The 12,191-nt window shown below is 72.8% G+C and carries 12 protein-coding genes; 7 read left to right on the top strand and 5 right to left on the bottom strand.

The genetic code is table 11. The features are described 5' to 3' along the window. Positions 1-114 precede the first annotated feature (114 nt). Positions 115-687, bottom strand: a complete 573-nt coding sequence (locus ACVGV0_RS22360; RefSeq protein WP_459157650.1) for a SigE family RNA polymerase sigma factor — start codon at positions 685-687, stop codon at positions 115-117. Positions 688-772: 85 nt separating this feature from the next. On the opposite strand from ACVGV0_RS22360, the gene ACVGV0_RS22355 reads away from it, so the two are divergent. The 4 genes from ACVGV0_RS22355 (at position 773) to ACVGV0_RS22340 (ending at position 4,309) form a co-directional block, all read left to right on the top strand. Further along, positions 773-1,054: a YciI family protein gene (locus ACVGV0_RS22355; RefSeq protein WP_459157649.1), complete on the top strand. Its 282-nt coding sequence runs from the start codon at positions 773-775 to the stop codon at positions 1,052-1,054. 270 nt (positions 1,055-1,324) lie between these two features. Next, positions 1,325-2,359: a class II fructose-bisphosphate aldolase gene (fbaA, locus tag ACVGV0_RS22350; RefSeq protein ID WP_459157648.1), complete on the top strand. Its 1,035-nt coding sequence runs from the start codon at positions 1,325-1,327 to the stop codon at positions 2,357-2,359. 78 nt (positions 2,360-2,437) lie between these two features. Then, a complete protein-coding gene (locus ACVGV0_RS22345) occupies positions 2,438-2,851 on the top strand; it encodes a DUF3151 domain-containing protein (RefSeq protein WP_459157647.1) in 414 nt (137 codons plus the stop codon). 285 nt (positions 2,852-3,136) lie between these two features. Continuing rightward, on the top strand, positions 3,137-4,309 hold the full coding sequence (locus ACVGV0_RS22340) for an FUSC family protein (RefSeq protein WP_459157646.1): 1,173 nt from the start codon (positions 3,137-3,139) through the stop codon (positions 4,307-4,309). 175 nt (positions 4,310-4,484) lie between these two features. On the opposite strand, the gene ACVGV0_RS22335 is transcribed toward ACVGV0_RS22340, so the two are convergent. Both ACVGV0_RS22335 and ACVGV0_RS22330 read right to left on the bottom strand, forming a co-directional pair. Then, on the bottom strand, positions 4,485-5,117 hold the full coding sequence (locus ACVGV0_RS22335; protein WP_459157645.1) for an HNH endonuclease family protein: 633 nt from the start codon (positions 5,115-5,117) through the stop codon (positions 4,485-4,487). 544 nt (positions 5,118-5,661) lie between these two features. Continuing rightward, entirely contained in the window at positions 5,662-6,363 is a 702-nt protein-coding gene (locus tag ACVGV0_RS22330; protein ID WP_459157644.1) for a hypothetical protein, read from the bottom strand. A 99-nt stretch (positions 6,364-6,462) separates the two neighbouring features. Here ACVGV0_RS22330 and ACVGV0_RS22325 point away from each other — a divergent pair, with 99 nt between their 5' ends. Then, entirely contained in the window at positions 6,463-7,749 is a 1,287-nt protein-coding gene (locus ACVGV0_RS22325) for an adenylosuccinate synthase (RefSeq protein WP_459157643.1), read from the top strand. Positions 7,750-7,777: 28 nt separating this feature from the next. On the opposite strand, the gene ACVGV0_RS22320 is transcribed toward ACVGV0_RS22325, so the two are convergent. Next, entirely contained in the window at positions 7,778-9,388 is a 1,611-nt protein-coding gene (locus ACVGV0_RS22320) for a Na+/H+ antiporter (RefSeq protein ID WP_459157642.1), read from the bottom strand. 188 nt (positions 9,389-9,576) lie between these two features. Here ACVGV0_RS22320 and purD point away from each other — a divergent pair, with 188 nt between their 5' ends. Both purD and ACVGV0_RS22310 read left to right on the top strand, forming a co-directional pair. Continuing rightward, on the top strand, positions 9,577-10,842 hold the full coding sequence (purD, locus tag ACVGV0_RS22315; protein WP_459157641.1) for a phosphoribosylamine--glycine ligase: 1,266 nt from the start codon (positions 9,577-9,579) through the stop codon (positions 10,840-10,842). 137 nt (positions 10,843-10,979) lie between these two features. Then, entirely contained in the window at positions 10,980-11,147 is a 168-nt protein-coding gene (locus tag ACVGV0_RS22310; RefSeq protein ID WP_459157640.1) for a hypothetical protein, read from the top strand. Between the two features lie 435 nt (positions 11,148-11,582). Here the strand turns inward: ACVGV0_RS22310 and ACVGV0_RS22305 are convergent, their stop codons facing one another. After that, complete coding sequence (locus ACVGV0_RS22305; RefSeq protein ID WP_459157639.1) at positions 11,583-12,185, bottom strand: HAD family hydrolase; 603 nt, start codon at positions 12,183-12,185, stop codon at positions 11,583-11,585. Positions 12,186-12,191 lie beyond the last annotated feature (6 nt).

Below are 12,191 nucleotides of genomic sequence, written 5' to 3'. Positions count from 1 at the left end.
CTCCTCCGGGGTGGGGCGCGTGGAACCGCAGCGAGGAACCCTCGCGAGTACTGGTCTACACCACGCGGCCGGCACGCCGCACCCCCGGTGCGCCCGCCGGGTACCAGCGACCGGTCAGCTCTCCATCGCCTTCTGCAGCGCGGTCAGCGCGCGGCTCGCCGTCGACTTCACCGCACCGCGGGACAGGCCGGTGGCCTCCGCGATCTCCGCTTCGGAGAGGTTGTCGTAGTAGCGCAGGACGAGCACTTCGCGCTGCCGCCGCGCCAGTTTGCCCAGCGCGGTCACCACGGACTGGTGCTCGGTGGTGAGCATGGCCAGCGACTCGGCCGAACGCGCGTGCGCCTGGTGCGGCGGCTGGTACTCGCGCGCGGTCTTGCGCTTGCGCAGCACCGAGCGGCTCGCGTTGATCACGGCGGTGCGCAGGTACCCCACGGCCGCCTTGGAATCGCGGAGACCGGACCAGTTGCGGTACAGGCCGGTGAACGCCTCCTGCACCACGTCCTCGGCCGTGGTGGGTTCGTCGACCAGCAGGATGGCCAGCCGCACCATGCGCATGCGCTGCTGGTGGTACAGGTCCTCGAGGGTCAGCGGCCGGTCCGTCTCCGGTTCGGCGGGCGCGTCCAGCGCGCGCAGCTTGCTCAGCGTCCGCTCCACGGTTCGTTCGGCCGCGTGCTCGTCGTCCCGCACACGGCCACGTTACCCGGTGATCGCGGGGGGATCACTCCGCCGGGTAGCGTGCACCCGACGGCACAGGCGGAACCGGGAGGCGGAGATGGCCACGTACGTCGTCGAGCTGGAGTACGGCGCGGACCGCGAGGAGCGGCTGCGCGTGCGTCCCGAGCACCGGGAGTACTGCCGGGACCTGGCCGAGCGCGGCGTGGTGCTCGCCGGCGGGCCGTTCGCCGACGAAACCGGGGCGATGCTCATCTACGAGGTCGCGGACGAGGCGGAACTGCGCGCCGTCCTCGAGGCCGACCCCTACGCCGCGGCGGGGGTTCTCGCGAGCACGACGATCCGGGAGTGGAACGTCGTCACGGGCTCCTGGGCGCGGTGACGCGCTCGGAGCGCGAGCTCCGGCCCCGCCAGCGGGGCGTGTGAACATGTCCACAGGACTTGCGCGGCTCTGAATCGCATCACCGGCTTTCCACCTCTCCCCCGGTTGGGGCAGTGTTAACCGCGCCTCGGCCGGACCGGTGCGCCGGGTCTGCGGCGGGGTGCGTCAGCCGAAAGCGCTGTGCCGAGTTCCGACCGCTCCGGGCGAACGGCCCGCGCAGGATGCGGTGCGGCTCGCGCCGCTCGATCATCTCAGCGAGGAGGACCACCGATGCCCATCGCGACCCCCGAGGTCTACGCGGAGATGCTGGACCGGGCGAAGTCGGGCGAGTTCGCCTACCCGGCCATCAACGTGACCTCCTCGGAGACGCTCAACGCGGCGCTGCGCGGGTTCGCCGAAGCGGAGAGCGACGGCATCATCCAGTTCTCCACCGGCGGTGCCGAGTTCGCGTCCGGCAGCAAGGTCAAGGACATGGTCACCGGTGCCACCGCGCTGGCGGAGTACGCGCACGTCGTGGCCGACGAGTACCCGGTGAACATCGCGCTGCACACCGACCACTGCCCGAAGGACAAGCTGGACGACTACGTCCGGCCGCTGCTGCGGACCAGCCAGCAGCGGGTCCAGCGTGGACAGAACCCGCTGTTCCAGTCCCACATGTGGGACGGCTCCGCGGTCGAGCTGCACGAGAACCTGAGCATCGCCGAGGAACTGCTCGCCGAGTCCGCCAAGGCCAGGATCATCCTGGAGATCGAGGTCGGCGTCGTCGGCGGCGAGGAGGACGGCGTCAGCCACGACATCAACGAGAAGCTCTACACCGCGCCCGGCGACTTCGAGCACACCGTCGACGCGCTCGGCGCGGGCGAGAAGGGCCGCTACCTGCTGGCGGCGACGTTCGGCAACGTGCACGGCGTGTACAAGCCGGGCAACGTCAAGCTCCGCCCGGAGATCCTCAAGGAGGGGCAGGAAGTGGCCGCCCGCAAGCTCGGCCGGTCCGGCGACGACAAGCCCTTCGACCTCGTCTTCCACGGCGGCTCCGGTTCCGAGCTGGAGGAGATCCACGCGGCGCTGTCCTACGGCGTGGTGAAGATGAACGTGGACACCGACACCCAGTACGCCTTCACCCGGCCGATCGCGGACCACATGTTCACCAACTACGAGGGCGTGCTCAAGGTGGACGGCGAGGTCGGCGACAAGAAGAAGTACGACCCGCGCAGCTACCTCAAGGCCGCCGAGCGGTCCATGGCCTCCCGCGTGGCCGACGCGTGCGGGATGCTCAAGTCCACCGGGCGGAGGATCACCGGCTGACACCGGTGCGCGCGAGGCTCCCCCGGGACGCGGCCCCGCGGGCCACGCCCCGGGGGGACCGGCTGGCAGGATGGGCGCATGACACAGGGCAGGAACTTGCTGGAACCGCCGGAGACCCTGCTGGAGGAGAACACGGACGCGCGCGCCGAGCTGGACGCCGGCACGGACCCGGCGATCGTCGCGGCGCACCACCCGACCTTCAGCGCGGCCTGGGCCGCCCTGGCCGAGGCGGCGTTGGCGAACGGCGAGCACATCCAGGCGTACGCGTACGCGCGGACCGGCTACCACCGCGGGCTCGACTCGCTGCGCAAGGCCGGCTGGAAGGGTTTCGGCCCGGTGCCGTGGCGGCACGAGCCGAACCAGGGCGTGCTGCGCGCGATCGCGGCGTTGGCCCGCGCGGCCCGGGCGATCGGTGAGGACGACGAGTTCGAGCGGTGCTACCAGCTGCTCTCCGACAGCGACCCCGAAGCGGTGAGCGCGACGGGCGTCTGAGGACGTCGGCCCGCGGTGCCGCGCTGCTTCCCCGCGGGGGCCGCCACGGCGGGTGACCGCGGCATCCGCCGGGCGTCCGGCGCTGCTGCGGTGGAGCAGCGCGCAGTCCTCGTGCGGTGGCCGAACTCGCGGGGGACGGCGCTGCCGCTCCCCCCGCGGGGGCCGCCACGGCGGTCCGGGGAGCAGCGCGGCGTCCGGTGCCCTCCGCCACCGCGGGAGCGGTGGGGATCACTGCGGGCCGGTGGTCCCGCCGCGGAGCTGACCACGTCATCGAGAATGGGGTCCGTGACCGGAAACTTCCAGGCCGGCCACGACCGGCTCCGCGAGGATTTCGGCCGGCGCGTGCGCCGCCTGCTGCGCACCGGCCTGCCCATCGTGCAGGCCGGCATCGCCGCCGGTCTGGCGTGGTTCATCGCGAAGCAGCTCGTCGGCCACCCGCAACCGTTCTTCGCGCCCATCGCGGCGGTGATCTCCCTCGGCGTCTCCCTCGGCCAGCGCATGCGTCGCTCCGTGGAGCTCGTCGTCGGGGTGAGCATCGGCGTCGGCGTCGGGGACCTGCTCATCTCGCTGATCGGCACGGGACCGTGGCAGATCGCGCTCGTGGTGATGCTGGCGATGAGCGCGGCCGTCCTGCTGGACAGCGGCAGCGTGATCGTGCTGCAGGCGGCCTCGTCCTCGGTGCTCGTGGCCACGCTGCTCCCGCCGGCGACCGCCGGCGGGTGGACCCGGATGGTCGATGCCGCGGTGGGCGGTGTCGTCGGCCTCGTCGTCGCGTTGCTGCTGCCGGCGAACCCGCTGAACGTGGCGCACCGCAACGGGCGTGTCGTGCTCGGTGCGCTGGCGGACGCGCTGCGCGGGGTCGGCGGGGCGGTCGCGCGGCAGGACGTGGCGATGGCTTCCGACGTGCTGGCCCAGGCGCGCAGGAGCCAGCAGGACGTCGACGCGATGCGCTCGGCGTTGCAGGCGGGCGGTGAGATCGCCCGGTACGCGCCGATCCGCTGGCGCCGCCGCGGCGAGCTGGAGCGCTACGACGTGGCAGCGACACCGATCGACCGGGCGCTGCGGAACACGCGCGTGCTGGCGCGGCGGGCGCTGGCGGCGCTGCGCGACGAGGAACCGGTGCCGCGTCCGCTGCCCGCCATGCTGGAGGAGCTCGCGGGGGCGGTCGCGCTGCTGCGCGACGAGCTGGCCAGCGGGAGCGATCCGCTGCAGGCGCGGGAAGCGGCCCGTTCGGTGGCTCGGAAGTCCACTGTGGAGCTCTTGGGGGAGGGCGACTACTCGATGCAGGTGGTCGTTCTCCAGGTCCGCTCGATCGTGGTGGATCTGCTCCAGGCCACCGGTCTCGGCCGGGCCGAGGCCCTGGCCGCGCTGCCTCCGCTGCACCCGGACGAAGACACCGCGGAACCCCAGGGCACGGACCCGGAGGACGTGGACCCCGAGGACGTCGAGCCCCGCTGACTATCTGGACTCGTTCCAGAGAACGCAATTTTCATGAAAATTGGAAGCTGTCCCCACTCGGGTGGGCGACGAATGATCACCACGCCTCCGGGGGAATGATGTCGGCCCTCGCCGGGTGGAGGGCCCTCGGCGAGTGGAGGGGACTCGATGAGGAGGACCCAGCAGGTGGCGGTCCTCAGCAGGTGGTGAGGGCGTCCTCCAGCGCGCTCTTCTCGCCGTCGGTGACGGTGAGCTGCCACTTGTGCTTCGAGGCGATCCACATCGAGGCGTAGGTGCAGTGGTAGCCGTTCTCCGGCGGCATCCACTCGTCCGGCGTGTCGTCGCCCTTCTCCTGGTTGACCGAGTCGGTCACCGCCACCAACTGCGGGCTGTCCAGGTCGTTGGCGAACTCGGAGCGCCGCTCGTTGGTCCACTCGGCAGCACCCGAGCGCCAGGCCGCGGCCAGCGGCACCACGTGGTCGATGTCGACGTCGGAGGGCTCGCTCCAGGTCCGGCCGTCGTACGGGCTCGTCCACGTGCCGGACGTGGGATAGCAGTCGTCCCCGGTCTCCACGCCGTCTCCGTCCCGGCGCAGCACCTGCTCGCGGGTGTCGCAGTTGTCCGGACCGGAGCTCCAGTGCGGGAACTTGTCCCGGTCGTAGCCGTCCATGGGGCCTTCCGGGGCGACCCGCAGCTCGGAGAGCATGCCCCGGGCCTCGTCCGGTGCGGGAATGCCGGGGGGTTCGGACACGGCCGGCTGCGTCGTGCTCAGGCCCAGTGCTGCGGCGATGGGGAGGGCTGTCGCTGCGGCCACGGCGCGCTTCCTCATGGCTGCCTCCGTCGGATCGGTCGGTGGGCGCATCGACCATGACCGATCCGGTTGATCAGGGCAATGCCGAAGTGTGATCGGGCGGTGACATGACGTGAAAACGCCAGTGGCGGCCACCGCTGCGCCGGAGTGCCGACCTCGTCGCGGTGTCCCCGCCCGGAGGGGCGGGGACAGGAGCGGTTCCGGATTCCCCGCCTCGCCCGATCAGGTTGTTCGCGCATTTCTCGCGAGATGCGCGAAACGCAGCGCACGGCATCCACTGGAGCCGCGCCGGTCGAAGTTGATCACCGGGGAGCGGGTCCTCCTGCCACGTGGTTTCGCGAACGGCCGGGGAAGTGCGCCTCCGGGCGGGGCCACCGGGGCCGACAAGCCGGGGGCGGGCGGAAGCGAGGTCGCGCACCGCCCCTCGGCCGCGCGTCTTCGCCGCGGCGTTCGGGAGGGGTGGTGCGGCCCGGCCGGTGGTCGCGCGGGGCCTCCGCGGCGGCGTTCGGGAGGGGTCGTCCGGTCGGCCGGTCTTGCCGGGCCTCCGCCGCGGGCGGGCCGCTCACCGCGCCAGCAGCAGGTCCTCGGTGTGCCGGTGCCACACCCACTTGCTGATCGGACGCGGGTGGTCCACACCGTCGTGCCGGACGGTGGTCTCCTCGAACGCCAGCTGCACGGCGCGTCCGCGCGCGGAGGAGGTGCGGCGGCGCAGCAGACCGCGCCGCGCCGCGAACACCCGCACCCCGTCCATGATGGGGGCGATGTTCTCGCCGATCGGGTCCTCGGTCGGTTCGGGCAGCGCCGCGGCCTCCGGATCCGGGGTGACGACCAACCGCAGCGCGGTGCCGTGCAGCACCCGCGCGTCGTCGCAGTAGACCTGCCCGGTGATCGGTGCGACGACGCCCTCGCCGACGAGCACGCCTCCGGTGTCGTCCTTCAGCAGCGGGGTGGGCGCGCCGGGTGCGTGCAGCGCCCGGTCGAGGTCCTCGACGCGCAGGCCCCACAGCCGCGCGGCGGGCGAGTCGGCCACGGGCACGTAGCCGACCGCGAGCTCCCGGAGCAGGCCCTTGCGCAGCATCCGCACCACCACCGCGGCGAGGTCCGCATCGGTGCCGCGGACGACGATGCGATCGCCCGCCCGCGCGAGCAGCGGGTCGACCTCCGCGCGCCCCGGGGTGGCGGGCAGGTCGTGCCACTGCACGGCGTCACTGCTCGGGCGCATAGTGGAGTTGAAGTTTCCGCAGGACAGTGCGGTGGTGGTCACGATTCGCTCCTGGTTTACCCTGACCGGTCGGCATCACCCGTGGTGGACGCGGGCGCGCGGTCACGTTGGCGGCCACCGGAATCCAGGTTGGAGTGTCACATGCCGGCGATCGTGCTGATCGGAGCCCAGTGGGGCGACGAAGGCAAGGGTAAGGCGACGGACCTGCTCGGTGAGAAGGCCCGCTGGGTCGTCCGCTACCAGGGCGGCAACAACGCGGGGCACACCGTCGTGCTGCCGGACGGGCAGGACTTCGCCCTGCACCTCATCCCCTCCGGGATCCTCACGCCCGGAGTGACCAATGTGATCGGCAACGGTGTCGTGGTCGACCCGGGGGTGCTGCTGGAGGAGCTGTCCGGGCTGGAGCAGCGCGGGGTGGACACCTCGAACCTGCTGGTCTCCGCCGACGCGCACCTGATCATGCCGTACCACGTGGCGATCGACCGGGTCACCGAGCGCTACCTCGGCAAGAAGCAGATCGGTACCACCGGCCGCGGCATCGGCCCCTGCTACCAGGACAAGGTCGCCCGCGTCGGGGTGCGCGTGCAGGACCTGCTCGACGAGAAGATCCTGCGCCAGAAGGTCGAGGCCGCGCTCGAGTTCAAGAACCAGGTGCTGGTCAAGGTCTACAACCGGCGCGCGCTCGACCCGGAGGAGGTCGTCGACACCGTGCTCGGCCAGGCCGAGAAGTTCGCGGGCCGCATCGCCGACACGAAACTCCTGGTCAACCAGGCCCTCGAGCGGGACGAGACGGTGCTGCTGGAGGGCTCGCAGGGCACCCTGCTGGACGTCGACCACGGCACCTACCCGTTCGTGACCTCGTCGAACCCGACGGCCGGCGGCGCGTGCGCGGGCGCGGGCATCGGCCCCACCCGCATCGACTCCGTGATCGGCATCCTCAAGGCCTACACCACGCGCGTCGGCGCCGGGCCGTTCCCGACGGAGCTGTCCGACGAGTCGGGCGAGACCCTGCGGCGGCAGGGCGGCGAGTTCGGCGTCACCACCGGGCGCTCGCGGCGGACCGGCTGGTTCGACGCGGTGCTGGCCCGCTACGCGACCCGGATGAACGGGATCACCGACTACTTCCTCACCAAGCTCGACGTGCTCACCGGCCTGGACACGATCCCGATGTGCGTGGCCTACGACATCGACGGCGAGCGGGTCGAGGAGATGCCGATGACCCAGACCGGCGTGCACCACGCGGTGCCGGTGTACGAGGAGATGCCGGGCTGGCACGAGGACATCAGCGCCGCGCGCACGTTCGAGGACCTGCCGGCGAACGCGCAGGCCTACGTGCGGCGCATCGAGGAGCTGTCCCGCTGCCGCGTGTCCGCGATCGGCGTCGGCGCCGGCCGCGCGGAGACCATCGTCCGGCACGAGCTCGGCTGATCGTCCCGGCTTCGCCCCAGCGAGCCGGTCATCTCGTGCGCCACGAGGCGTCGAGGGCGGCTTCCTCCATGTCCAGCTCGTGCAGCACGCGGCGCAGCACCTCGTCGTCGAGCTGCCCGGCGTCGCGCTCGTCGGCGAGCGCGGAGCGCTCCACCTCGATGAGCGCGCGGCGCAGCGTGGCCATCGTGCGCTGGTGCGATGCGTCCCGTTCCTGCGCGGTGCGGCCGATCTGCTCGCTCGCGGCCAGGTCCCGGTACTCGACGAGCGCCTTGACCCGGTCGACGATCCCGCGGTGCTCCTCCGGCGAGACCCCGAGGTGCTCCGGCGTGTACGTCTCGAGGCGGTGCAGCGCGGCGTCGGCGGCGTGGCGCCGGGCCCGGATCTCCGCCTCGTCGTCGCGCTGCTCCTCGTCCGGGTCGCTGACCCGCAGCCGCCGGATCAGCCACGGCAGCGTCGTGCCCTGCGCGAGGATCGTGCCGACGGTGACGACGAACGCGATCAGCTGGATCAGCTCCCGGTCGGGGAACGGTTCGCCGGCCGCGGTCTCGTACGGGATCGCCCCCGCGGCGGCGAGCGTGACCACGCCGCGCATGCCGGTCCAGGACAGCACGGCCGTGCGCCGCCACGTCCCGGAGCTACCGGGAGCGCGGGTGAGCCGGGACAGCCCGGGCAGGTAGCTGGACGTGAACATCCACACGACGCGGACGGCGACGGCGGCGGCGAGCAGCGCGAACGCGACGGCGAGCACGCGGCCCGGGTCGCGCCCGGAGGTGAGCACCTCGGTGATGACCGAGTCGAGCTGCAACCCGATGTAGGCGAACACGAAGCTCTCCAGCAGCAGGTTGATCGAGGACCACACCGCGCTCTCCTGCAGCCGCCCGGCGGCGCGCGCCCGCGGGCGGTAGTGCCCCACGTACAGCCCGGCGGAGACGACGGCGAGCACGCCGGAACCGCCGAGCTCCTCGGCCAGCAGGTAGGCCACGAACGGCACGAGCACCCCGAGCAGGGTGGCCACGTGCACGTCGGGCACGCGGGTGCGGGCGAGGTGGGTCAGCGCACCGAGCAGCAGGCCCACGCCGACGCCGACGCCGGCGGCGAGCGCGAACGCGCCCAGCCCCTGCGCCAGCGTGGGCGTGTTGCCGGCGACCGCGGCGATGGCCATCCGGTAGGTCGTCAGCGCCGCGGCGTCGTTGATGAGGCTCTCGCCGCCGAGCACGGTGAGGACCGGGCGGGGCAGCTTGAGCCGCCGTCCGATGGCCGCGGCGGTGACCGCGTCCGGCGGGGCGAGCACCGCGCCGAGCACCACCGCCGAGCTCAGCGGCAGCTCGGGGACGAGCAGGTAGGCGGCGTAGCCGAGGACGAACGCCGTGGCCACGACCTGCAGCAGGCCGTGGTGCACGATCGGTGCGATGCGGCTGCGGAAGTCGAGGTAGGAGCTCTCCAGCGCGGCGCTGTACAGCAGCGGCGGCAGGACGACGGTGAGCAGCAGCTCGGGGTCCACGTGGAAGTCCCCGCCACCGGGGAGGTAGGACACCGCCAGTCCCACGAGCACCAGCAGCAGCGGCGCGGCGATGTCCCTGCTCCGCGCGAAAGCCGTGACGAGCAGCGCGCCGACGAGGACGAACAGCAGTTGGGCCACCGGCTCACCTCCGTCGGCCCGACAGGTTAGCCCCGGGCCGCGGTGGTCGCCGGACAAGCGGGGATCACCGGACGACCCGTGCCGCCGGCCGGGCGTCCGGCTCGCCCGCGCCCGCGCGAGGTGGGGTTCTCCCCGCATCGCCGGGGGTGCTCGGTTCCCGCGCACGGGGACCGCTTACGCTGCGATTCGTGCGAATTCTTGTGCTCGGTGCCGGTGGCCGGGAACACGCGATCGCCGCGGCCCTGTCGCGCGACCCCGCGGTGACCGCGCTCGCCTGCGCCCCCGGCAACGTCGGAACCGCCACGCTCGCCGAGAACCACGACGTCGACGTGCAGGACCCGCGCGGGGTCGCTGCGCTCGCCGCCGACTGGGGAGCCGATCTCGTCGTGATCGGCCCGGAGGCGCCGCTGGTCGTCGGTGCGGCGGACGCGGTGCGCGCGGCCGGCATCCCGTGCTTCGGGCCGTCGAAGGACGCGGCGCGGATCGAGGGGTCGAAGGCCTTCGCGAAGGAGCTCATGCAGGCCGCCGACGTGCCCACCGCGCGGTCGGAGCTGGTGGACAACCCGGCACACCTGGACGCCGCGCTCGCCCGGTTCGGCCCCACGTGGGTGGTCAAGGACGACGGGCTCGCCGGCGGCAAGGGCGTGCTGGTCACGCCCGACTTCGACGCGGCGCGCGCGCACGCGATGACGCTGCTCGACGACGGCCACCCGGTGGTGCTCGAGAGCTTCCTGGACGGTCCGGAGGCCTCGCTGTTCTGCTTCGTCGACGGCTCCACCGTGGTGCCGCTGCGGTTCGCGCAGGACTTCAAGCGCGCCGGTGACGGGGACGCGGGGCCGAACACGGGCGGCATGGGTGCGTACTCGCCGCTGCCGTGGGCCGCGGAGGACCTGGCGGGCACGGTGGTCTCCCGGATCGTGCAGCCGACGGTGGACGAGCTGGCGCGGCGCGGCACCCCGTTCTCCGGGCTGCTGTACACGGGGCTGGCGCTGACCTCCGAGGGCCCGAAGGTGGTCGAGTTCAACTGCCGGTTCGGCGACCCGGAGACGCAGTCGGTGCTGTCGCTGCTGCGCACGCCGCTGGCTTCGCTGATGCACGCGGCGGCCTCGGGGACGCTGGCCGAGCACCCGCCGCTGGAGTGGCACGAGGGCTTCGCGGTGACCGTGGTGCTCGCCGCCGAGGGCTACCCGGGACGGCCCCGGCTCGACGACGTCATCCACGGCAGCACGGCCCCGGGCGTGCTGCACTCCGGCACGCGGCGGGGTGAGGACGGTTCGGTGCTCTCCGCCGGGGGGCGCGTGCTGTCGGTCGTGGGCACGGGCACCGACCTGGCCGCGGCGCGCGACGACGCCTACCGGCGCGTGGACGCCGTGCACCTGCCCGGGGCGCACTACCGCACCGACATCGCCCTGCGCGCCGCGCAGGGCGAGGTGGCCGTGCCCGGCCGCTCCTGACTTCCCGGGGAGTCCGCGGGCCGGCGCCCCGAGTTCCGGGGGACCCGGATTTCTCCCGGATTTTCCGCGCGGAGCGGGATCTTCCGGGCGCGACCTCTGGCAGGCTGGGGGTGACGCCGAGGGATCGGAGGGAACCCGTGCTGTGGAAGGTCATCGGAGGCCTGCTGCTGCTCTGGCTGGTCGTGTCGGTCGCCGGGGTGCTGCTCAAGGGCCTGTTCTGGTTGGCCGTGATCGGCGGGATCGCGTTCGTCGTCACCGCCGCGGTCGGCTGGGCCAAGGACGGCAAGAAGAAGATCAGGTCTTAGGGAGTCCGCGGATTGGCTGTTGAGGGCGGGTGGATGGGGTAGCTGGGAGGAACCTCCTGCGCCCCCTCGCTCCGGGATCCCCGACATCGGGTAGCCACCTGCTCCCAGCTGCCCCCGACCTCCCAGCTGCCCCCGACCACCCTCCCCGGACGGGAGCAGCATCGCCGGGGCTGTCCTCGCGAGGCGGCACCGGAGAACCCGCGGCGGGGCGCTCTGCGTACGTGGTGATGAAGCGGCGGCGCCGGAGAACCCGCGGTAGGGGCTGTTGCGATGTGGGGATGCCGGGTGCAGTCGGGAGCTGACGTGCCACAGGCGGGAGAGCTCGCAGCCACCCTGGGAACGAGGGCCGACAGCAAGTTGACAAGGCCCTTTGCGTGAGCCGGCAGCTTCGCCGCTCGGCCACCGGTGCGAGCGGGCGGACATCCACCGACCCGCTCAGCGCAGCAGGCCGCGCTCGCGCAGCGCGGCGCGGCCGGTGGCCGCGCCGCGCCACACCTCTGCCTGGATGCCGAGTTCCCGCGCGGCGTCGACGTTGTCCTGCCGGTCGTCGAGGAACAGGCACCGCTCCGGCGCGGTGCCCAGGTGCGCGAGCAGCTCGCGGTAGATCCGCGGGTCCGGTTTGGCCAGGGCGAGGTCACCGGAGAACAGCAGGTGCTCGAACCGCGCGGCCCAGGGGCGCGCGGCCAGCAGGCGTCCCATCCGCGAGGGCGCGTTGGACAGCACCGCCAGCCGCCGCCCCGCCGCGTGCAGCTCGTCGACCAGGTGCAGCGCGGCGGGGTCGGTGTGCGACCAGCCGTCGACGTCGATGCGGGTGAGTCGTTCGGACAGGTCCGCGTCGACCGGTACGCCCAGCCGTTCGCCCACCGCCTGCCAGTACGCCAGGGCGTCGTCGGTGCGGTCCCAGACTGGTCGCTCGGCCATGTAGGGGGCTTTCAGCGCCTCCTCGGTCACCCCGAGGTGCTCCGCCAGCGCGGGCAACGCGCGGGTGGGGGTGCTGAGCACCTTCCCGTAGTCGAACACGATCCAGCTCGGCGGCACGTGCGT

Source organism: Salinifilum ghardaiensis, assembly GCF_054491345.1.
Note: the sequence above shows the minus strand (reverse complement) of the source record. Positions and strands in the feature narration are given on the sequence as shown.

Excerpts from the sequence above, each read along its gene's own strand:
- ACVGV0_RS22355 (WP_459157649.1), top strand. The coding sequence starts at position 773 with ATGGCCACGTACGTCGTCGAGCTGGAGTACGGCGCGGACCGCGAGGAG.
- fbaA (WP_459157648.1), top strand. The coding sequence starts at position 1,325 with ATGCCCATCGCGACCCCCGAGGTCTACGCGGAGATGCTGGACCGGGCG.
- ACVGV0_RS22345 (WP_459157647.1), top strand. The coding sequence starts at position 2,438 with ATGACACAGGGCAGGAACTTGCTGGAACCGCCGGAGACCCTGCTGGAG.
- ACVGV0_RS22335 (WP_459157645.1), bottom strand. The coding sequence starts at position 5,117 with ATGAGGAAGCGCGCCGTGGCCGCAGCGACAGCCCTCCCCATCGCCGCA.
- ACVGV0_RS22325 (WP_459157643.1), top strand. The coding sequence starts at position 6,463 with ATGCCGGCGATCGTGCTGATCGGAGCCCAGTGGGGCGACGAAGGCAAG.